Source organism: Streptomyces sp. NPDC086766 (genome assembly GCF_044746005.1).
GTDB lineage: Bacteria > Actinomycetota > Actinomycetes > Streptomycetales > Streptomycetaceae > Streptomyces.
Genome location: NZ_JBIVBI010000017.1, coordinates 37,723 through 57,891, shown reverse-complemented (window position 1 = coordinate 57,891; position 20,169 = coordinate 37,723). Strand labels below are relative to the sequence as shown.

General features: G+C 71.2%; 17 protein-coding genes. 10 read left to right on the top strand and 7 right to left on the bottom strand.

Going from position 1 to position 20,169, the window contains the following annotated elements; all coding sequences use genetic code 11:
- The first annotated feature begins 29 nt into the window (after nt 1-29).
- The 5 genes from ACIPM1_RS27100 to ACIPM1_RS27080 all read left to right on the top strand — a co-directional run bounded on the left by ACIPM1_RS27100 (nt 30) and on the right by ACIPM1_RS27080 (nt 5,473).
- Nucleotides 30-1,400, top strand: a complete 1,371-nt coding sequence (locus ACIPM1_RS27100) for an ABC transporter substrate-binding protein (protein WP_402438964.1) — start codon at nt 30-32, stop codon at nt 1,398-1,400.
- Complete coding sequence (locus tag ACIPM1_RS27095; protein WP_402438962.1) at nt 1,397-2,335, top strand: carbohydrate ABC transporter permease; 939 nt, start codon at nt 1,397-1,399, stop codon at nt 2,333-2,335. The genes ACIPM1_RS27100 and ACIPM1_RS27095 overlap by 4 nt, the downstream gene beginning before the upstream one ends.
- Nucleotides 2,332-3,177: a carbohydrate ABC transporter permease gene (locus ACIPM1_RS27090; protein WP_402438960.1), complete on the top strand. Its 846-nt coding sequence runs from the start codon at nt 2,332-2,334 to the stop codon at nt 3,175-3,177. Before ACIPM1_RS27095 ends, ACIPM1_RS27090 begins: the two co-directional genes overlap by 4 nt.
- On the top strand, nt 3,174-4,163 hold the full coding sequence (locus ACIPM1_RS27085; protein ID WP_402438959.1) for a zinc-dependent alcohol dehydrogenase family protein: 990 nt from the start codon (nt 3,174-3,176) through the stop codon (nt 4,161-4,163). Before ACIPM1_RS27090 ends, ACIPM1_RS27085 begins: the two co-directional genes overlap by 4 nt.
- 98 nt (nt 4,164-4,261) lie before the next feature.
- A complete protein-coding gene (locus tag ACIPM1_RS27080) occupies nt 4,262-5,473 on the top strand; it encodes a TerD family protein (RefSeq protein WP_402439097.1) in 1,212 nt (403 codons plus the stop codon).
- 78 nt (nt 5,474-5,551) lie between these two features.
- On the opposite strand, the gene ACIPM1_RS27075 is transcribed toward ACIPM1_RS27080, so the two are convergent.
- Both ACIPM1_RS27075 and ACIPM1_RS27070 read right to left on the bottom strand, forming a co-directional pair.
- Nucleotides 5,552-6,997 carry an alkaline phosphatase PhoX gene (locus ACIPM1_RS27075; RefSeq protein WP_402438957.1) on the bottom strand — a complete coding sequence of 482 codons (1,446 nt, stop codon included), beginning with the start codon at nt 6,995-6,997 and terminating at the stop codon, nt 5,552-5,554.
- 653 nt (nt 6,998-7,650) lie between these two features.
- Nucleotides 7,651-9,075, bottom strand: coding sequence for a hypothetical protein (locus tag ACIPM1_RS27070; RefSeq protein WP_402438955.1), 1,425 nt, complete (start codon nt 9,073-9,075; stop codon nt 7,651-7,653).
- A 323-nt stretch (nt 9,076-9,398) separates the two neighbouring features.
- On the opposite strand from ACIPM1_RS27070, the gene ACIPM1_RS27065 reads away from it, so the two are divergent.
- Nucleotides 9,399-11,234 (top strand): endonuclease/exonuclease/phosphatase family protein, encoded by a 1,836-nt coding sequence (locus tag ACIPM1_RS27065; RefSeq protein WP_402438953.1) that lies wholly within the window; start codon nt 9,399-9,401, stop codon nt 11,232-11,234.
- A 255-nt stretch (nt 11,235-11,489) separates the two neighbouring features.
- On the opposite strand, the gene ACIPM1_RS27060 is transcribed toward ACIPM1_RS27065, so the two are convergent.
- Nucleotides 11,490-11,969 (bottom strand): DUF3618 domain-containing protein, encoded by a 480-nt coding sequence (locus ACIPM1_RS27060; protein ID WP_402438951.1) that lies wholly within the window; start codon nt 11,967-11,969, stop codon nt 11,490-11,492.
- Nucleotides 11,966-12,400: a phage holin family protein gene (locus ACIPM1_RS27055; RefSeq protein WP_402439095.1), complete on the bottom strand. Its 435-nt coding sequence runs from the start codon at nt 12,398-12,400 to the stop codon at nt 11,966-11,968. Before ACIPM1_RS27055 ends, ACIPM1_RS27060 begins: the two co-directional genes overlap by 4 nt.
- A gap of 391 nt (nt 12,401-12,791) precedes the next feature.
- On the opposite strand from ACIPM1_RS27055, the gene dapA reads away from it, so the two are divergent.
- Together dapA and ACIPM1_RS27045 are read left to right on the top strand one after the other, a co-directional pair.
- Entirely contained in the window at nt 12,792-13,730 is a 939-nt protein-coding gene (gene dapA / locus ACIPM1_RS27050; RefSeq protein ID WP_402438949.1) for a 4-hydroxy-tetrahydrodipicolinate synthase, read from the top strand.
- A 92-nt stretch (nt 13,731-13,822) separates the two neighbouring features.
- Entirely contained in the window at nt 13,823-14,044 is a 222-nt protein-coding gene (locus ACIPM1_RS27045) for a hypothetical protein (RefSeq protein ID WP_356186822.1), read from the top strand.
- Nucleotides 14,045-14,978: 934 nt separating this feature from the next.
- Here ACIPM1_RS27045 and ACIPM1_RS27040 read toward each other — a convergent pair.
- The 3 genes from ACIPM1_RS27040 to ACIPM1_RS27030 form a co-directional block, all read right to left on the bottom strand.
- A complete protein-coding gene (locus ACIPM1_RS27040) occupies nt 14,979-15,914 on the bottom strand; it encodes a GNAT family N-acetyltransferase (protein ID WP_402438947.1) in 936 nt (311 codons plus the stop codon).
- Nucleotides 15,915-16,280: 366 nt separating this feature from the next.
- Complete coding sequence (locus ACIPM1_RS27035) at nt 16,281-16,640, bottom strand: hypothetical protein (RefSeq protein WP_402438945.1); 360 nt, start codon at nt 16,638-16,640, stop codon at nt 16,281-16,283.
- A gap of 1,338 nt (nt 16,641-17,978) precedes the next feature.
- On the bottom strand, nt 17,979-18,587 hold the full coding sequence (locus ACIPM1_RS27030; protein ID WP_402438943.1) for a TetR/AcrR family transcriptional regulator: 609 nt from the start codon (nt 18,585-18,587) through the stop codon (nt 17,979-17,981).
- An 88-nt stretch (nt 18,588-18,675) separates the two neighbouring features.
- Between ACIPM1_RS27030 and ACIPM1_RS27025 the strand changes: the two genes are divergently transcribed.
- Nucleotides 18,676-19,074, top strand: coding sequence for a nuclear transport factor 2 family protein (locus ACIPM1_RS27025; protein ID WP_402438941.1), 399 nt, complete (start codon nt 18,676-18,678; stop codon nt 19,072-19,074).
- Nucleotides 19,075-19,113: 39 nt separating this feature from the next.
- Nucleotides 19,114-20,124: an NAD(P)-dependent alcohol dehydrogenase gene (locus ACIPM1_RS27020; protein ID WP_402438939.1), complete on the top strand. Its 1,011-nt coding sequence runs from the start codon at nt 19,114-19,116 to the stop codon at nt 20,122-20,124.
- The last annotated feature ends 45 nt before the right edge of the window (nt 20,125-20,169 follow it).

Sequence of the window (20,169 nt, the reverse complement as noted above, 5' to 3'; positions counted from 1 at the left end):
TTATCCACCTATTCGTCCAGGAGCGATCCATGCGAACCCAGAGCCGACGGCGGCCGCGAGCGACGCTCGCCCTGGCCGCCGCAGGGACGCTGCTCGCCCCGCTGCTCTCCGGCTGCTGGGCCGGAGCGGGCGGGACCGGGTCCGGCGGCGACTCGATCAACGTCCTGATGGTCAACAACCCGCAGATGCTGCAGTTGCAGAAGCTCACCGCCGCGCACTTCACCAGACAGACCGGCATCAGGGTGAACTTCACCGTGCTGCCGGAGAACGACGTCCGCGACAAGATCAGTCAGGACTTCGCCAACCAGGCCGGCCAGTACGACGTCGCCACCCTGTCCAACTACGAGATACCGATCTACGCCCGCAACGGCTGGCTGCACGAGCTGGACCCGTACGTGGCCCGGGACCCGGCCTTCGACCAGCAGGACATTCTGCAGCCGATGCGCGAGTCGCTCACCGCCGACGACGGCAGGCTCTACGGCGAGCCGTTCTACGGCGAGTCGTCGTTCCTCATGTACCGCAAGGACGTGTTCGCGGCGAAGGGCCTGCGGATGCCCGCCCGTCCCACCTGGCGCCAGGTGGCCGACCTCGCCGCGAAGGCGGACGGCGCCCGGCCCGGGATGCGGGGCATCTGCCTGCGCGGACTGCCCGGCTGGGGCGAGCTGGCGGCCCCGCTGACGACCGTGGTGAACACCTTCGGCGGCACCTGGTTCGACAAGGACTGGAAGGCGCGCCTGGACTCCCCCGGGTTCGAGAAGGCGACGAAGTTCTACGTCGGCCTGGTACGGGCGCACGGCGAGTCCGGCGCCGCCCAGTCCGGGTTCGCCGAGTGCCTCAACAACATGACCCAGGGCAAGGTCGCCATGTGGTACGACGCCACCTCGGCGGCCGGCTCCCTGGAGGCGGCGGGCTCCCCCGTCAAGGGCAGGATCGGCTACGCCCCCGCGCCGGTCGAGCGGACGTCGTCCTCGGGCTGGCTCTACACCTGGGCCTGGGGCATTCAGAAGGCGTCCCGCAACCCCGGCAACGCCTGGAAGTTCGTCTCCTGGGCCTCCGGCAAGGGCTACGAGCAGCTCGTCGGTGACCGCGTCGGCTGGTCCGACGTCCCGGCGGGCAAGCGCGCGTCGACGTACGCGAACCCCGCCTACCGCGAGGAGGCCGCCGCCTTCCAGGAGCGGACGAAGGACGCCATCGAGAGCGCCCGGCCCGGCGACCCGGGTGTGCAGCCGCGGCCCGCGCCCGGCATCCAGTTCGTCGGCATCCCCGAGTTCACCGATCTCGGCACCAAGGTCTCCCAGGAGATCAGCGCGGCCGTCGCCGGACGCCAGTCCGTCGAGGCGGCCCTGAGGAAGTCCCAGAAGCTCGCCGCGAAGATCTCCGAGGAGTACGAGGGACGATGACCGCCACGACCACCGCACCGGTAGCCGCCGCTGCCGCCCGCGCGCCGCGCCCGCCCTCGCCGCGGCTGCGTGCCTGGGCCACCCGGGCCCCGTTGCTGCCCGCGCTCGTCTTCATGATCGCCGTGACCCAACTCCCCTTCGTGGCCACGCTGGTGATCTCCTTCTTCGACTGGAACGCCCTCTATCCCAAAGCCCGCCGCTTCACCGGCGTCGGCAACTACCGCCAGGTGCTCACCGACCCCGGTCTGCGCCACTCGGTGTGGACGACCTTGCTGCTGACGGTCGCGGTGGTGCTGGCGAGCCTGGTGCTGGGGCTGCTGCTCGCCCTGCTCCTGGACCGGAGGTTCCCCGGCCGCGGGGCGGTCCGCACCCTGCTCATCGCGCCGTTCCTGGTGGTGCCGGTGGCCGCGGCGCTGCTGTGGAAGCACGTGCTCTACAACCCCGAATACGGCCTGCTCAACGGCCTGTTGCACTACGTCGGCGGGCCGCAGCCGGACTGGGTCTCGACCACCCCGCTGCTCGCCGTCGAGGCCTCGCTGGTGTGGCAGTGGACGCCGTTCATGATGCTGATCCTGCTGGCCGGGCTGCAGAGCCGGGACCAGCAGCAGACCGAGGCCGCGCGGGTGGACGGCGCGAGCGACTGGCAGATCTTCCGCCATCTGACGCTGCCGCACCTGCGCCGCTACCTCGAACTCGGTGCCCTGCTCGGCTCGATCTACATCGTGCAGAACTTCGACGCCGTCTTCACGCTCACCTCCGGCGGCCTGGGCACCGCCAACCTGCCCTACACCGTCTACCAGAGCTTCTACCAGGCCCACGAGAACGGCCTCGCGTCCGCCGCGGGCGTCCTGGTGGTCATCGGCTCGATCGTCATCGCGACCTTCGCCCTGCGCGTGGTGTCGTCCCTGTTCCGTGAGGAGGTGTCCCGCGCGTGAGTGCCCTCGCCCCACGTACCCGGAGCCGCCGTGGCCCGGTGCTCGGCCTGGCGGCGTGGCTGGCCGGCGTCGTCTTCTTCCTGCCCATCGCCTGGATGGCCCTGACCTCCTTCCACTCGGAGACCGACGCGGCGGCCAACCCGCCGTCCTTCGCGGCCGCGCTGACCCTGGACGGCTACCGCGAGTTCTTCGGCAGCGGCGGCGGGGCGAGCCCGTGGCCCGCGCTGGTCAACTCCACCGTGGCGTCCGTGGTGTCCACCGGCTGCGTCCTGCTGCTCGCCCTCCCGGCGGCGTACGCGCTGTCGATCCGGCCGGTGCGCAAGTGGACCGACGTGCTGTTCTTCTTCCTGTCCACCAAGATGATGCCGGCCGTGGCGGGCCTGCTGCCGATCTACCTCTTCGCCCGGAACGCCGGCATGCTGGACAACGTCTGGCTGCTGGTCGTGCTCCACACCGCGATGAACCTGCCGATCGCGGTGTGGATGATGCAGTCCTTCCTCGCCGAGGTGCCGGTGGCGGTGATCGAGGCCGCGCGGGTGGACGGAGCGCGCCTGCCGACCGTCCTGGCCCGCGTGGTCGCGCCCATCGCCCTGCCGGGCATCGCGGCGACCGCCCTGATCTGCTTCATCTTCAGCTGGAACGAACTGCTCTTCGCCCGGGTGCTCACCGGCGTGGTCGCCGAGACCGCGCCCGTCTTCCTGACCGGCTTCATCACCAGCCAGGGCCTGTTCCTGGCCAAGGTGTGCGCCGCGTCGCTGGTCATCTCCCTGCCGGTGCTCGCCGCGGGGTTCGCCGCCCAGGACAAACTGGTCCAGGGCCTGTCGTTGGGAGCCGTGAAATGAAGGCCGCCGTCATCGAGTCCGTGGGCCGCGCCGTCGTCACCGAGGTCCCGGACCCGGCGCCAGGGCCCCGCGAGGTGGTCGTGGAGGTGGCGGCCTGCGGACTGTGCGGCACGGATCTGCACATCCTGCAGGGCGAGTTCGCTCCCGAGCTGCCGATCGTGCCCGGCCACGAGTTCGCCGGCGAGGTGGTCGGCGTGGGCACCCGGGTCACGGAGGTGTCGGTCGGCGACCGGGTGGCGGTGGACCCCTCGCTGTACTGCTACGAGTGCCGGTACTGCCGGACCGGCCACAACAACCTGTGCGAGCGCTGGGCCGCGATCGGCGTGACCACCGCGGGCGGCGCCGCCCAGTACGCGGTGGCCCCCGTGGCGAACTGCGTGCGGCTGCCCGAGCACGTCCGCACCCAGGACGCGGCGCTGGTGGAACCGCTGTCCTGCGCGGTCCGCGGCTACGACGTGCTCCGCGCGCGCCTCGGCGCGCACGTCCTGATCTACGGCTCCGGGACCATGGGCCTGATGATGCTGGAGCTGGCCAAGCGGACGGGCGCGGCGAGCGTCGACGTCGTCGACGTGAACCCGGCGCGGCTGGAGACGGCCCGCCGGCTCGGCGTCTCGGCGTCCGCGGCGAACGCGGACGAGCTGGACCGGCCGCGCGGCTGGGACGTGGTGGTGGACGCGACCGGCAACGCGGCGGCGATCCAGGACGGACTGGACCGGGTCGCCAGGGCGGGCACGTTCCTCCAGTTCGGGGTGGCCGACTACGCGACCCGGGTGACGATCGACCCGTACCGGATCTACAACCAGGAGATCACGATCACCGGGTCGATGGCGGTGCTGCACAGCTTCGAACGGGCGGCCGAGCTGTTCGCGAACGGGGTGCTGGACCCGGAGGCCTTCATCAGCGACCGCGTTCCGCTGGAGCGGTACCCGCAGGCGCTGGAGCAGTTCGCGGCGGGGGTGGGCCGGAAGATCGTGGTCGTGCCGTAGGGGAGGCGGGGGACGCGGCCGGAGGGCGAGCCGCGCCGGACGGGCGCAGGGTAAGGGAACGGTAAAGGGGGTTCGTTCGTTCTCCCGGCATGACAGCTATGACCCCCGGCTCGAACATCCCTCTCTCCGCCGCCCGCGTGACGGTGGACGTCGCCGCCCCGGTGCGGCTCGACGTATCGGGCCTGCTGCTCACCGCCGACGGCAAGGTGCGCTCCGACGACGACTTCATCTTCTACAACCAGCCCACCGGGCCCGGTGTGACCTACCGCTCGGGCGGCGGCACGGCGCCCGACGCGATCACCGTGGACACCACCGCCGTCCCGCCGGGCATCGAGAAGATCGTCGTCACCGCCAGCCCGGACGCGGCGGGCCAGACCTTCCAGGGCATCGAGCCCACGGCCACCCTGCGCGACGCGGACGGCGGCGCCGTCCTGGCCACCTTCACGCCCCCGCGGCTCGGCACCGAGACGGCCCTGGTGGTCGTGGAGATCTACCTGCGGGGCGGCCAGTGGAAGGCCCGCGCCGTCGGCCAGGGGTACGCCGACGGGCTCGCCGGCATCGCGACCGACTTCGGCGTCACGGTGGAGGAACCGGCCGCGCCGGCCGCCCCCGCCGCCCAGGCGCCGACGCCCCCGCCGCCCGCCGCGCCGCCGCAGCCCGCCGCGCCGGTCACCGCTCCCCCGGCACCGGCCGCACCACCGGCCCCGCCCGCCGCCCCCGCTCCCGGCGCCGGGAAGGTCAACCTGGACAAGGGCCGGGTCAGCCTGCAGAAGAACCAGACAGTGTCCCTGGTCAAGGGCGGCCGCCCGCTGCTGTCCCAGGTCAAGATGGGCCTAGGCTGGGAGCCCGCGTTCCGCGGCGCGGACATCGACCTGGACGCCTCCGTCATCGCCTACGGCCCGCAGCGCGACCACCTCGACAGCTGCTACTTCGGCAAGCTGACCATCCTGAACGGCGCGGTCAAGCACTCCGGCGACAACCTCACCGGTGAGGGCGCGGGCGACGACGAGGTGATCGTGGTCGACCTAGGGCGCCTCCCGCAGGAGGTGACCGGCCTGGTCTTCACGGTGAACTCCTTCTCCGGGCAGAAGTTCACCGAGGTCGCCAAGGCGTACTGCCGTCTGATGGACGCGGCCACCGGCGAGGAGCTCGTCCGCTTCGACCTCACCCACGCCGAGGCGCAGACCGGGGTGATGATGGCCAAGCTCATCCGGCAGTTCTCCGGCGAGTGGGAGATGACCGCCCTGGGCGACTTCGTCAAGGCCCGCACCGTGCGCAACATGGTGAAGCCGGCGGCGCAGGCGCTGTAGGAGGGATACGCCGGCCCGGCGCGGCGGCGAGGGCGGCACGCACCCGAGGTGCGGGCACCGCCCTCGCCCGGCCGCCGATCAGCCGCGCTGCTGGCGCTTCCAGGGACCGGTGACGGCGACCATGATGCCCGGCTCCTGGATGTTGGCGAACAGCGTGCTCCCGTCGGGCGAGAAGGTGACGCCGGTGAACTCGCTGTACTCCGGCTCCTGTTCGGTGCCGATGTTCAGGTCGTTGCGGGCGATCGGGTAGGTACGCCCGCCGTCGGTGGCGCCGAACAGGTGCTGCACGCCCTCGCCGTCCTCCGCGATGACGAGACCGCCGTACGGGGAGACGGTGATGTTGTCCGGGCCGTCGAAGGCGCCGTCCTCGGCCGGGTCCGGGTTGACGCCGAAGAGGACCTTCAGGGTGAGCGTGCGGCGCTTGGGGTCGTAGAACCAGACCTGGCCGTCGTGCTGGACCGGGCTCTCCGCACGGGCGAAGGAGGAGACGATGTAGGCGCCGCCGTCGCCCCACCACATGCCCTCCAGCTTGCGGGCGCGGGTGATCTCGCCGTCGGTGAACTGCTTGCGCGTGGGGACCGTCCTCGCGTCGCGGTCGGGGACGTCGACCCAGTCGACCCCGTACACGGTGCCGGTCTTCGTGGCGCGGGAGAGGTCGTCGACGAACTTGCCGCCGGAGTCGAAGCACTTGAAGGCCTGGAGGCGGCCCGCGTCGTCGGCGAGGGTGCGCAGCTTGCCGCGGCCGTGCCGGAAGCCCTCCGGCGGGGTCCAGCGGTAGAGCAGGCCGTTGGGGCCGGAGGCGTCCTCGGTGAGGTAGAGGTGGCCCCGCTTGGGGTCCACCACCACGGCCTCGTGCGCGTACCGTCCCAGGGCCTTGACGGGCCGGGGGTCGCGGTTGGCGCGCCGGTCCTCGGGGTCCACCTCGAAGACGTACCCGTGGTCCTTGGTCATGCCGTTCTGGCCGGCCTTGTCCTCGGTTTCCTCGCAGGTCAGCCAGGTGCCCCAAGGCGTGCTGCCACCCGCGCAGTTGGTGGAGGTGCCGGCGATGCCGACCCACTCGGCGACCTGGTCGCGGCGCACCTCGACGACGGTGCAGCCGCCGGAGGCGGCCGGGTCGTAGACCAGGCCCTCGGTCAGCGGCACCGGGTACTTCCAGTTCGCGCGCGGGCCCTTGAGCTCGTGGTTGTTGACCAGGAGGGTCGCGCCGCGCGGGCCCTCGAAGGCGGCGGTGCCGTCGTGGTTGGAGGGCGTGGACTCGCCGGACTCCAGCTTGGTCTCGCCGGTCCGGGTGATGATCCGGTACGTGAAGCCGGCGGGCAGGGCCAGGATGCCCTTCGGGTCGGGGAGCAGCGGCCCGTAGCCGACGCCGCCGTGCGCCGCCGCCGTCTCCTCACCGGCGCCGCCCGTCTCGGCGGAGGCGAGGGCGTTCGGCGCGGTGGCGAGGGCGCCGACGCTGCCGGCCAGGGCGACTCCGGCGCCGGTGAGCGCGGAGTTCCTCGCGAAGTCCCTGCGGGTGAGCGACATGGTGTCTCCTGTGACGGTGTCAGTGCCGTGGAGGGGCGACGGCCTCGTTCCGGCGCAACCGTCCCGCCCGTCGCTGAACAGGAGTTGAACGCCACCCGACTTCACCGGGCTCCGTTCCATGAATCCGTATACAAGAACCCACGAGAGCCAAAAGCCCGGCCCCGGGCCAGGGTGCCGCGCCGACACGATCAGCGGCACGGGAGCCGCACCGTCGGGCGGGAGCCGGGCCGGCGGGGCGGGACCCGAGCCCCGCCGGGGCGGGGGCCGAGCCCGCCGGGGCGGGCGCCGGAACCCCGGCGCGGAAGCTGGGCCCGCCCGGGGCGGGAGTTGGAACCGCCGGGGAACCGGACCGCAGCGCGGGAGCTCGACCCGACGGCGCGGGAACCGGGTCGCCGGGGCCGGAAACAGGACCCGCCGAGGCGGGAACCGGACCGCTGGCGCACGCGGATACGCGCGCCCGCGCCGGACCTGCGCCGCGCCTGCGCCGGGCCCCCGCTGCGTCTTCGCCGCCCCCCTGTGCCGCGCTTTGCCGGGCCCAAGTCCTCGCCGGGCCTACACCTGCGCCGGTCCTGCGTCGCGCCCGCGCGGGGCCCGCGCGGGGCCCAAGCCGCGTCCTCGCCGGGCCCGCACCGCGCCCTCTCGCCGGAGAGGCCTCAACCCCCGTGCGCGGAGCGCGCCTTGAAGGCGGCCTTGCGGGCCTCCTTGGCCACCTTCTTGTCCGGGTGCAGCCGTCCCATCGCCTCCAGCACGTCCGCCGTGGCGGGATGGTTCACCCGCCAGGCCGCCGCGAAGAAGCCGCTGTGCTGCCGGGCCAGCCCCTCCACCAGCGCCTGGAGCTCGGCCGAGTTCCCCTCGGCCGCGAGCTGCGCGGCGAGCGTGTCGACGGTCAGCCAGAACACCATCTCCTCGGAGGGAGCCGGCACGTCGGCGGCGCCCTGCTCGGTCAGCCAGACCCGCGCCAGCCCGCCCAGCTCCGCGTCGCCGAGCACCTCCCGAAGCGCCGGCTCGGCCTGCGCTCCCACCAGGGACAGGGCCTGCTGGCAGCGCAGCCGCCGCAGCGGCGCCCCGGCGTCGCCACCGCGCGCCGCCGCGAGCAACTCCCGTGCCGCGCCCAGGGCTTCGCGGCGCGCGAGCCACTGCTCGGTCTCCGCCTGCGCGGCCGCGGGCGGGAAGTGGGCCGTGCCGTCGAGCAGCGCGTCGGCTCCCTTGTCCGCGAGGTCGCCGACCGCCGGGGCCTCGAACCCCGCCTCCAGGAGCCGGGACCGCAGCCCGTACCTCCCGAGGGGCGTCAGCCGCACCATGCCGTAGCGGGCGACGTCCATCTCGTCGTCCGGCGCCGAGGGCTCCTCCTCGGCGTCCGCCATGAGCTCCTCGTCCACCGGCCGGTACTCCACCAGGCCGACCGGTTCCAGCAGCCGGAACTGGTCGTCCAGCCGCATCATGGCGTCGGACACCTGCTCCAGTACGTCGTTCGTGGGCTCACCCATGTCGCTGGGCACGATCATGGAGGCGGCCAGCGCGGGAAGCGGCACCGGGCCGTCACCGGGCCCGTCCTCGCCGACCGTCAGCAAGTACAGGTTGCCGAGCACCCCGTCGAGGAACTCCGCCTCGCCCTCGGGGTCCCAGTCGAGTGACGAGAGGTCGACCGTGCCGCCCTCCTCCATGGCGTCGACGATGTCCTCCAGGTCCGGCACGCTCGCGTCGGCCAGCACCGTCTCCAGCGCCCCGCGCCAGACGGTGAGCACGTCGTGCGGCGAACCGGCGAGCAGGCCCAGCCCGTCCCCGGTGGTGACGGTGCCCGCCTCCTCGTCGGTGATCTCGACGAGGCCGGTGTCGAGGGCGACCCGCCATGCCTCGCTCGCCGAGGCCGCCGCGTCGTCCCCGCTCAGCCCGAGCGCCTCGGCCGCGGCGGGCAGCTGCTCGTCCACCAGCCCGCCGCCGGCGTCGACGCGGGTGGCGGGCCCTGCCCAGCGGGCGAGCTTCGCGGCCCGCGACAGCAGCGGGGTGGCGAGCGCGTCCCGGGCCAGCTCCGGTTCGGAACTCAGCCGCACCGGCGGCAACGGGGACCTGTCTGACATCGGCTGGTTCTCCTAGGGCGCCTTGAGGGCCGTACGACCGTCGGAACACCGTACGGCCACCCGCGGAGGGCGGCCTACGGCTCAACCGCTCAGCCTAGACGGATTTCCACCCATGCCGCCCGGTTCATCTCCCCGACGGCCTTCATACATGGCCGAAACCTTGACAACTACCGTGAACACACTGGAGATTGACGCGCGTAGAAATTCGGGGGACATCTGTTCACTGATCTCTGCGCGCGCCGCCTCCGCCCCACCGGTCGCGGCCCGCGGTCCCACGCTCCACCCTCGTCCCGGCGCTCACGAAACTCCCCGGAGGGATTCCGTTGCCGAGCAAGTCTTCCGCGCGCCTCGGCGCGCTGACCGTCGCCACCGTCTGTTCCGCGGCGGCCGCAGTTCAAATGATCGTCCTGCCCGTGGCGGCGCACGCCGACTCCGTGCGCATCCACGACATCCAGGGCACCACCCGGACCTCGCCGTACGCCGGCCAGAAGGTCACCGACGTGGCCGGAGTCGTCACCGGCGTGCGCACCTACGGCTCCTCCAAGGGCTTCTGGATGCAGGACCCGGCCGCGGACGACGACCCGGCCACCAGCGAGGGCGTCTTCGTCTTCACCGGTTCCGCCCCGAAGGTCGCCGTCGGCGACTCCGTGACGGTCACCGGCACGGTCTCGGAGTACGTGCCCGGCGGCACCTCCTCCGGCAACCAGTCGGTCACCGAGATCACCAAGCCCACCGTCACCGTCGTCTCCGGCGGCAACGCGGTCCCGGCCCCGGTCGTCGTCGGCGCCGACTCCGTGCCGGACGCGTACACCCCGGCCGGGGACCCCGCCGCGAACGGCTCGATCAACGGCCTGACGCTGCGACCCTCGACGTACGCCCTGGACTACTACGAGTCCCTGGAGGGCATGAACGTCCAGGTCGCCGACGCCCGCGTGGTCACCGCGACCGACCCGTACAGCGAGCTGTGGGTCACGGTGAAGCCGTACGAGCACCGCAACCGCCGCGGCGGCACGGTCTACGGCTCCTACGACTCCCAGAACACCGGCCGGATCCAGATACAGTCCCTGGGCCCGACCGCAGGCTTCCCCGTCGCGAACGTCGGCGACACCCTCGCCGGCACCACCACCGGCCCGCTGGACTTCAACCAGTACGGCGGCTACACCCTGGTCGCGAGCAGCCTCGGCACGCTCGAGCAGGGCGGCCTGGAGCGGGAGACGACCCGCAGGCAGTCCCACGGCGAGCTGGCGGTGGCCACGTACAACGTGGAGAACCTCGACCCGTCCGACGACACCTTCGCCGCCCACGCCTCCGCGATCGTGAACAACCTCCAGTCGCCGGACATCGTGTCCCTGGAGGAGATCCAGGACGACAACGGCGCCACCGACGACGGCACGGTCGACGCGTCCCAGACGGTCACCAAGCTGATCGACGCGATCGTCGCGGCGGGCGGCCCGAAGTACGACTGGCGCTCGATCGACCCGGTCAACGACCAGGACGGCGGCCAGCCGGGCGGCAACATCCGCCAGGTCTTCCTGTTCAACCCCGAGCGGGTGTCCTTCACCGACCGTCCGGGCGGCGACTCCACCACCGCCGTCGGCGTCACCGGTGAGCACGGACGGGCGGCTCTGACGGCCTCCCCCGGCCGGATCGACCCGGCGAGCGCCGCCTGGGAGGACAGCCGCAAGCCGCTGGCCGGCGAGTTCGTCTTCCGTGGCCGCACCGTCTTCGTGATCGCCAACCACTTCGCCTCCAAGGGCGGCGACCAGGGGCTGACCTCGCAGTACCAGCCGCCGGCGCGCAAGTCGGAGGTCCAGCGCCACCTGCAGGCCGCCGAGGTGAACGCTTTCGTCAAGGACATCCTGAAGGTGCAGCGGAACGCGGACGTCATCGCGCTCGGCGACATGAACGACTTCGAGTTCTCCGACACCGCCCGGATCCTCGAGGGTGACGGCGAGCTGTGGTCGGCGATCAAGTCGCTGCCCAAGAGCGAGCGGTACACCTACGACTACCAGGGCAACGAGCAGGTCCTGGACCAGATCCTGGTCAGCCCGTCGGTCAGGCGCGGCTGCGACTTCGAGTACGACAGCGTGCACATCAACTCGGAGTTCCACGACCAGATCAGCGACCACGACCCGCAGGTGCTGCGGTTCCACCCGTAGTCGCGGTCCCCGCGGCCCCGCGGCCCCTCCGGGGGTTCCCGCGGTCCCTCCGGGGGTTCCCGCGTTCCCGCGGAACGGCCGGAGGGGCCCCGCGCCCGAGCGCGGGGCCCCTCCGGCCACTGCGGCCACTCCTGCCGCTCATGCCGCTCCTGCGACCGGCCGCAACGGTGTGGAACCACCGTCGCCGCTGCCACCGACCCCTCTGCTCTGCCGCCGGGCGCGTACGGTGTCCGCCCGCGCCCTCAACGGCCGGCGTCAGTGGCGTCCGTGCCGCCGGGCCAGCACTCCGGCCGTGACGACGGCCGCGCCGACCGCACCGGCGATCATCACCGGGCGCGGATTGCGGCGGCAGGCCTCGACGGCGGCGCGCATCCGGCGCGGCACGGTCTGTCCTGCCGCGTGCCCGGTCTCCGCCGCCCTCTCCTGTGCCGCGTGCCCGACGTGGCTCGCCCTCTCCTGCACCCGGTGCCCGGCATGGCTCGCCTTCTCCTGCACCCGGTGCCCGGCCCGCGAGGCGGTGCTGCGCAGATGCACCGTCATCGCACCGGCCTTGTCCCGCAGATCGGCGGCACGGGCCTTGGCACGGCCCTTCACGTCGGCCTTGGCGGCCAACTCCTCCACGGTGTCGCCGAGCTGACTCCTCGTCTCCTCGATCTGCTGCCGCAGTTCGTCGGGGCCCTTCGCGCCGGCGGCCGGAGTGGATCCGCCGCCCGCCCCCTGCGTCCTGTCCGTCATCGGTGGTGCGCCCTTTCCTTTATCTCCTCGACGTCCGCCTTGACACTGCCGAGCGCCTCCTCGGGCGTGGGCGGCGTGGCCCGGCGCAACTGGGCGCGGCCCGTCGCGGCCAGCACGGCGGCCACCGCGAACAGCACGGCGGTCACGATGAGCGCCGCGGCCCACACGGGCAGCACCAGCGAGAGCGCGGCGGTACCCGTCCCGGCGAGCGCGATCAGGCCGACGTAGCCGACCGCGCCCGCGGCGCCGATCAGCCCGCCGCCGCGCCCGGCGCGCCGTCCCTTCTCGGTCAGCTCCTCCTTGGCGAGGGCCAGTTCCTGCCGCACGAGGCGGGAGACCTGTTCGGTGGCCTGCTGGACGAGTTCGCCCACCGAGTGCTCGCCCACCGGTTCTCCGCGCGCCGCGCGTTCACCGCCGGGGTGGGCACCCACGGCTTGCTCGGCCGTGGCGCGGTCGTCCGCCGGGCGGCGCTCGAAGAGCGCGGGCCTGGCGTTGGTGGTCCCGGTCACGGTGTTCCGCCTCCTCTCGGTCCGGAACACCCGGGTACCCCGGGTAGCCCCCGCTACCCCTGGCCCGCACCGCTGGAGCCGCGGTCGCCCGGCCGGGCGAGCGGGAGCTGGAACCGGTCCGGCCGGGCCCGCAACAGGGCCGCCTGCGCGAGGAGTTCGTGAAACCGGCCCGGGCGCCGCCCGGGACAGCTCCGGGCGGGCGACGGCGGTTTCGGGCATGGAGCCCCACACCGAGCATCGTGCAGCAGGGCTTATCGGTACCCGACAGCAGATTTAAGTGGAGCTTCACGATGGTCCCGCCGACACTACTCCCATGACGACTGCCACGCCGAGCGCGACGACGAGGACGAAGCCGGCCCCGACGTCCCGGACCCCGCCCTTCGGCCGCGCCCTCTGCGCGATGATCACGCCGTTCACCCCGTCGGGGGCGCTCGACACCGCCGGCGCCGGCCGGCTCGCCGACCGTCTGGTGTCCGAGGGCTGCGACGGCCTCGTCCTCAGCGGCACCACCGGGGAGTCACCGACCACCACGGACGCCGAGAAGGCCGCACTGGTCCGGGCCGTGCGCGAGGCGGTCGGGAACCGGGCCTCGATCGTCGCGGGCGTCGGCACCTCCGACACCCGGCACACCGTGGAACTGGCGCGCCAGGCCGAGAAGGCGGGCGCCGACGGGGTGCTGGTGGTCACGCCGTACTACAGCAGGCCCCCGCAGGACGCGGTGGAGGCGCACTTCCGCGAGATCGCGGACGCGAGCGGGCTGCCGGTGATGCTCTACGACATCCCGGGCCGCACCGGCACCCGCGTGGAGCCCGACACCCTGCTCCGCCTCGCCGAGCACCCTCGCGTCGTGGCGGTGAAGGACTGCTCCTACGACTTCCTCGGCGCCCAGCGGGTCCTGGCCAGGACCGACCTGGCGTACTACGCGGGCTGCGACGAGCACAACCTCGCCCTCTACGCGGTCGGCGGCGCGGGATACGTCAGCACGGTCGCGAACGCCGTCCCGCACCGGCTCCGCGCCGTACTGGACGCGTTCGACGCGGGCGACACGGCGGGGGCGGCCCGGCTCCAGCAGCAGGCCACCGGGCTCATCGCGCGGATGATGTCCGCCGACCTGCCCGGCGCGGTCACCGCCAAGGGGCTGCTCAACGCCCTGGGCCTGCCGGCCGGCCCGGTCCGCGCACCGCTGCGGCCCGCCGACCGGGAAACGACCGCCGGCCTCCTCGCCGAGTACGAACACCTCACGGCCCCCTGAGGCGGCCCGCCCGGCCGACTCGGCACGAAGCGTGGTCCGGATGTGTGCCGGCGGCCACAGCGGACGAGACACGTTCGGGCGCATACTGAGCCATGCCAAAGCCTGCTGCACCGAAGCGTCATCTGCCCACCAGCCCCTTCAAGGCCCCGGTCACGCCGACTCCCAAGCACTTCGCCCTGGGCGACCAGGTCACACATGACGTGTACGGCCTCGGCCGGGTGATCGGCATCGAGGACGGAATCGCGGCACTCGTTGATTTCGGCTCGGCGCAAAAGCGGATCTTGAGTCCCTATGCCAAGATGACCAAGCTGTAGGACCGCCGCGCCCGGTCACCGGCACACCAGGCCCCTTCAGGGACCTGCCACGAAAGAGAGACCTCTCATCGATCTGACCCCGCTGTTCTCCGCCCCGAGCGGGCGACTCCGCTGCTCCACCGCAGCAGCGCCGCGACCGACGGCGAACCCCTTCCAGACCCCTGACTTCGGGCAGGACGAGGCCCTGCCGCTCGATGACGCGCAGGAGCCCGCCTCGGGCATGCGTGCGGAGGGACCTTAGGCAGCCCGGCTCCCCGAAGGACGATCAGGCCGCGGGCCCACTTTCCCTACTTCATCAAGGCCCGCGCACGGCGCGGGCGCGCGCCGCCTCTGCGGCGTGGCCTGCCTCCTAATGGCGCGATAAGACGTCGGGCGGTGAGTCACGCCAGGCGCCTTGGCGGGCGGGCATGTGGTGATCCGTAGTCGCTCCTGAGGTCTGACCTCTCAAGACAGAGCCGACCCCACGTGCCTCCTTGCCCAGTGCAACATCGCGGGGGTGGCGGGGCCGGCCCGCGCTCCTGCCTTCGTCCCGCGCGGACCGGCCCCGCCACCCCCGCTCGCACATCCCCTACGACGAGCAGACCGCCTTCCCCAACACCGCTTGACTGATCAACCGCATCGGATGTCTGTCTTCGCCCCGGCTGGCCGCGCCCGGCGGCGCGCTGGCGGCAGCGGGCATTAGGTAAGGGACACCCTCTGTGGCTGGGGTGGTCGGCTCCACGGCTTTAGGCAGCCACCATGGGGCGAGCCTCGAAGATCATGGCCCCAACGTCGTGCTTTAACGGGCAGGTCCACACACTGCCCGACTCGCCATGAGCTTACGGGGCCATGATCACTCGCCCCATGGCAGCTCCCGCCCAAAGCCGCTACACCGACCACGTGGTTACACTGCCGCCGTCGCTCCCCGTTGGCCGTCGAGGACAAGCTTGTCGGCTCACTGCGGTGGGGTTTCCAGGACGAGTCGGATCTCCGTTATCTCATAGCCCGCGCGGTCGAAGGCGGCGGCCATCGGAACGTTGACGGTGTCCGTCGTAGCGGTAATGCGGTCAGCGCCCTCACTCGCGTGGAACCTGGTGATCTCGGCGAGGATTTCGTCGATCAGCCCCTGTCCGCGCTGCTCTGGGACGACACCCAGGTAGCCGACATTTCGGTGGTAGGGGGTCGCGGAGGGGATGGCCAGGCCCGCCAGAGTGCCGTCCGGGAGTTCGGCAAGGCGCCACCAGGAGCGCTCACCAGGACAGTCGCGGTAGAACTCGATGTCCTCGCGGGCCAATTGCTCGGCGTCCATCGAGCGGAGCTCGTTCTGCGTGTGCAGATCCAGGCTCCCAGCCGACAGCCGGATGAACGCGTCGAGGAACTCCTCGTCCGTACCCTCCCGGAAAACCAGCTTCCCCGCAGGCACAGGGACCTCGGCATCCGGTGTCCACTCGTACCGCAGACGCTCAAGCTCGCTGCTCAGCCCGGACCTGCGCGCCGCCTCCCTACGCCAGGCCACCGCATCGACCATCACCGGGCTGCTCCGCCAGTCGCGGGGCAGCGAGATGTTGTAAGCAGGAAGAGCCCCGAAGGCGGCATGGCCAGCGGTTAGCAGCCCGGAGGCGATGGCGACCGGGTCGACGACGCTGGAGCGTACCTGGAGGCAATCGAGCGCGATCGGCCGCGCGCTGTCAGCACGGCCCCACCACAGAGCACGAGCCAGGATCTCCCCGTTCTCGTCCTCAGCGAACCAGATCCACTCGGGGCGGAACTGGTTGCTCGCGAGCTCCTCTCGGATCCTTTCCGAGGTCAGGGCGGGGACGGGGCCATCGGCCGGATAGGCGGCCGCACGGTTGAGGTCTGCGGGGTCTGCGGTGGCAGCGCGAAAGAGCATCCGGTCATGATCACACCATGGGGCCAACGGGACCACGCCATTTTTCGACCAGAGCTACGGATCAAAAGGCGCCCGTGCCCCGGCCGCGCCCGATTGCCCTCCACCACTCGGCGTGTGCCATAGCTGTGCCACACCAGTCGGTCAACCACGGTCAACGACGGCTCGCGCAGTCAAGATCGTCGCCGACCTGGGTCGAACTCAGGTGCCAGTGACCTGCACGCCCTCGCCGCCTTCACTTCCGCCGTTACCAGGCAGCCGACGCCGACCGACAACGACAGACGCCCATGGCATCTGAGCTGGTCAGGGCCGTGGGCTTCTTCAGGCCCGCTGGTCAGCGGAACCGGTGATCAGTAGACCGGCTACTGATCACTCGACGGTGGGCTCACTCTCCAGCAGCGTGTAGACCGTCAGGGTTCCCGTCGACGTGCCGATCAGCCACTCCCCGAGAGTGATCCCCTGGGGCCAGAGCTCTCCTTGGTGGTTGCACCACATGGCGCCCCGAGGATCGCGGAAGTCGACCAGGGACCAGATGGTGCAGCCCCAGTCGTAGAGCAGCACCAGGCCGGCGGGGAAGCGGCCCGATGGGTCCGGGCCGTCCTGGTACAGCTCGGCGATGTCGTAGAAGTTGCCCTGCGGGTGGCCTCCGCGCACACCCAGGATGCCGTCCTCCGGGCCGAATCCTCCGTTGGCCACTTCGCCGTAGAGACGCCGCAGGAGTGGAGGCATCCGGAACCCGATGATCTGTTCGGCATCGGCGATGGCGTCCGGAGTCGCGGGTAGGGGCAAGATCCGTGCTCGGGCGGCATGGTGGACTGTCTCCACGACCTCGTCATCAGTCACAGGCTCATACTCTCGGCTCGGAGCGCTGGAGACCACGCCCTTGAGGCCGCGGGCCCGAGTGCTTCCTGGGCCGTCCCTGGGCCGTGCGAGGGCGCCCGAGGCCGACCAACGGCGACCGAGAGTGACAGTCGAGCCGTGGCGCCGAGCAGTGAAACCCCAGGTCACAGCCCCCCGGCCATACGGGTTTCCGCCTAGGGGTGGCGGTGCGGCAAGATGGGGTGTTTCTTCCGACGGCCCGGAACCGTGGTCCCTTCTACGCAGGTGACATGCTTGCCACGTGATCGATTCTCCGTGGACGGCGCTCACATCGGTTGAGCATGACCTGATGATCTGCGCGAGTGAAGCGTGGGGTGTTCTCGCCTACGCAACGAACGGCAAAGATGGGAACGGCCAACCCGTCGATCTTCCGCTGGTCGTCCTCGGCCTCGTTGAACGCGGCTGGGTACAGGTACACCGTCTGGAACCTTGGACGGCACCTGATGGGCAGGCGGGAGCGACATATGGCCCACCGATTCCCCGCTCAGAGATCCCCACGGTCCTAGGGGACCCGGCGACGTGGGACGACCCACAAGATCCGAGCTGGATCGGAGCTGTCACCCTGTCGGTCACCGAGGCATGGCGAGCGCTGAATCAGCGGACGAGCAAAGCTACCGAATAGGTCAACCGATGGTCGCACTTGGCGGCACTGACATCCATGAGTGACATCAACGACGCCGGACGATAGAGCCCTCAGGCGGTTTGGTACGAACGACCAGCGCGGCCAGGCGGCTCCCCACCAGCACCGAGCGTCGATCGAACTCCTAAAGCGAGTGTCGCAGGTTCGAATCCTGCCGGGGGCACAGAAGAAGGGGCCAGCTCAGGAGGGTTTGCCTCCCAGGCTGGCTTCGTCGTTCCAGGCGCCACCCAAAAGCCGCTACGACGACAAATCGATACAGTGCGGCACATATTTGGGGGGATCACGACACCTGAAAGGAAAGAGCGCGTCTGGCGCGAAGCCGTCGAAGCAGTGCGGAACGAAGATCTGGACAGGCTACGCGCGTGCGTCACCATGTGAGTCTTCCACACCAACCCGCTCGACCAGCGAGGCAGGCCACTCCTTCATCACGCCGGAAGCCGATATCGAAAGGGCTTGGTCCGAGCGCGACGGGCGAGCGCATGTGGACTGCACCGTGTACGAGGCGTGCATTGCCCGACTCGGTACGTGTTTCGTGTGGTGGCCTGCCGTTAGGGGGCGGGCTGGGTCGGGCGCGCCGGGTCGTCCTGGTTGCCGCGCTGCGATAGGAGCTGCTCAGCGAGCTCCCGCGCGGATAGGACTGGGTTGGTGTCGGGGCGGGTGGCTCCAGCTGCCAGGGCTCCGTCGATGAGCAGCAGGAGCTGGTCGGCGGCGTGGGCGGGTTGGGGGTGGCCGAGCCTGACGAGTTCGTCTGCAAAGAGCCGGCTCACGCGCTCACGGTATTGGCGGGTGATGGCGTGTCCCGGGTGGGCGGGGTCGGCCAGGGCCAGGTCGGCGGCGAGGTACCGACAGCCCCGGAAGTTGGGCTCGGTGACGACGGTGGCGAGCTTGTCGAAGATGGCCAGCAGGCGCTTGCGTGGATCGTCGCCGGCGGCCTGCATGGTCTGCTCGTAGCCGGCTTCGTCCTCGGCGGCGCTGCGGCGCAGAACCTCGGCGATCAGGCGGTCCTTTCCGCCGAAGTGTTCGTAGAGCGACCGGCGGGCCACATTCGCGCTCTTGAGCAGGGCGTCCACGCCGACGCCGACGCCATGGCGGTAGGTCAGCTCCTGCGCCGCCTCCAGGAGGCGCTCGCGTGGTCCTGGTTCCGTACGGATGCTCATGGGTGCCAGCCTGCCAGTGGTTGACCGGTAGATCAACCGTTCTATACAGTGATTTAGACCGACCGTTCTATCTATCCAGGGAGGGGCTATGCGGCCTCGTACGACTGCAGCTGTCATCGACCGCTTCAACTCCACATTCGTCCATCACGAGCCCGACGCGCTCGACGACCTGGTGGGCGAGGACTGCGTCATGGAGGCGATCCAGCCCGCGCCGGACGGTGATCGCTACGAAGGCCGGGAGGCGTGTCTCGCCTTCTGGCGGGTGCTCGCGGCCGACCTCACCACCCAGTTCCAGCCCGAGGACGTCGCCGTCGCGGGCGACCGGGCGACGATCCGCTGGCGCTACCGCTTCGGCGACGGGCCCACCGACTCCGTGCGCGGCGTCAACCTCATGCGCGTCGAGGACGGGCTGATCGTGGAGGCCCTCGGTTACAGCAAGACCGTCGGCGAAGTCCCGTTGGCCACCGACTCGGACGCCGACGAGTGAGCGGCAGCCGGGCAGGACACGAGAAAGGTGCACCGTTCCGTGCGTAGCTACCACGTCGACAGCGGCGCCGGGATCGACGGCCTGGCAATCCGTGAGCACGCAGACCCGGCTCCCGGCCCAGGACAGGTCCTGGTCGCCATACGCGCCGCCGCCTTGAGCTACCGCGACCTCATGGTGCTGCGCGGCGACTACGTACTCCCGGTGAAACCCGACGTGGTCCCGGTGGCCGACGGCGCCGGTGAAGTGGTGGCGGTCGGCCCCGATGTCACGGCGGTGCGGGTCGGAGAGCGGGTAGCCGGCACGGTCTTCCCAAGCTGGCAGGACGGCCCGTTCGGCATCCAGCACCTCCCGCAACTCGGCGGCTCGCTGGACGGCATGCTCACCGAACTCGCCGTGATCGACGAAACCGCCCTTGTGCCCGTGCCCGAGCACCTGTCCTTCGACGAGGCCGCGACACTGCCCTGCGCCGCGGTCACCGCCTGGAACGCCCTGACCGGTGACGGCGACGGCCTGCGGCCCGGGCAGACCCTGCTCACCCTCGGCTCCGGCGGAGTGTCCTTGTTCGCCCTCCAACTCGGCAAGGCCCTCGGGGCCCGCGTGATCGCCACCACCAGCAGCCCGGCCAAGGCGCGACGCCTGGCCGAACTCGGAGCGGACGAGGTGATCGACTACAGAACCATGCCCGACTGGCCGAGCAGAGTGCGCGAGCTGACAGACAACCAGCGCGCCGATCGCGTAGTCGACGTCGCAGGCCTGCTCGAACAATCACTCAAGGCGGTGAGGGTCGCGGGCCACGTCGCCTGTGTCGGCTTCCTCGCCGAGACCGCGCCGCCGATCGATCCCCGGGTGCTGTTCGGCTCCGGTGCCACCGTGCGCGCGCTCGCCGTCGGCAGCCGGACCCAGTTCCTGTCGATGAACCGGCTCGTCGAACAGAAGCGGATCCGTCCGGTGATCGACCGAGCCTTCCCGTTCGACAAGGCCCCGGAGGCATTCCACTACTACGCGTCAGGACCCTTCTTCGGCAAAGTGATCATCAGCAATCAGGTGTGACGCGGGCAGCCAGGCTTCAACCGCGATGACTGCAATACGGTGACG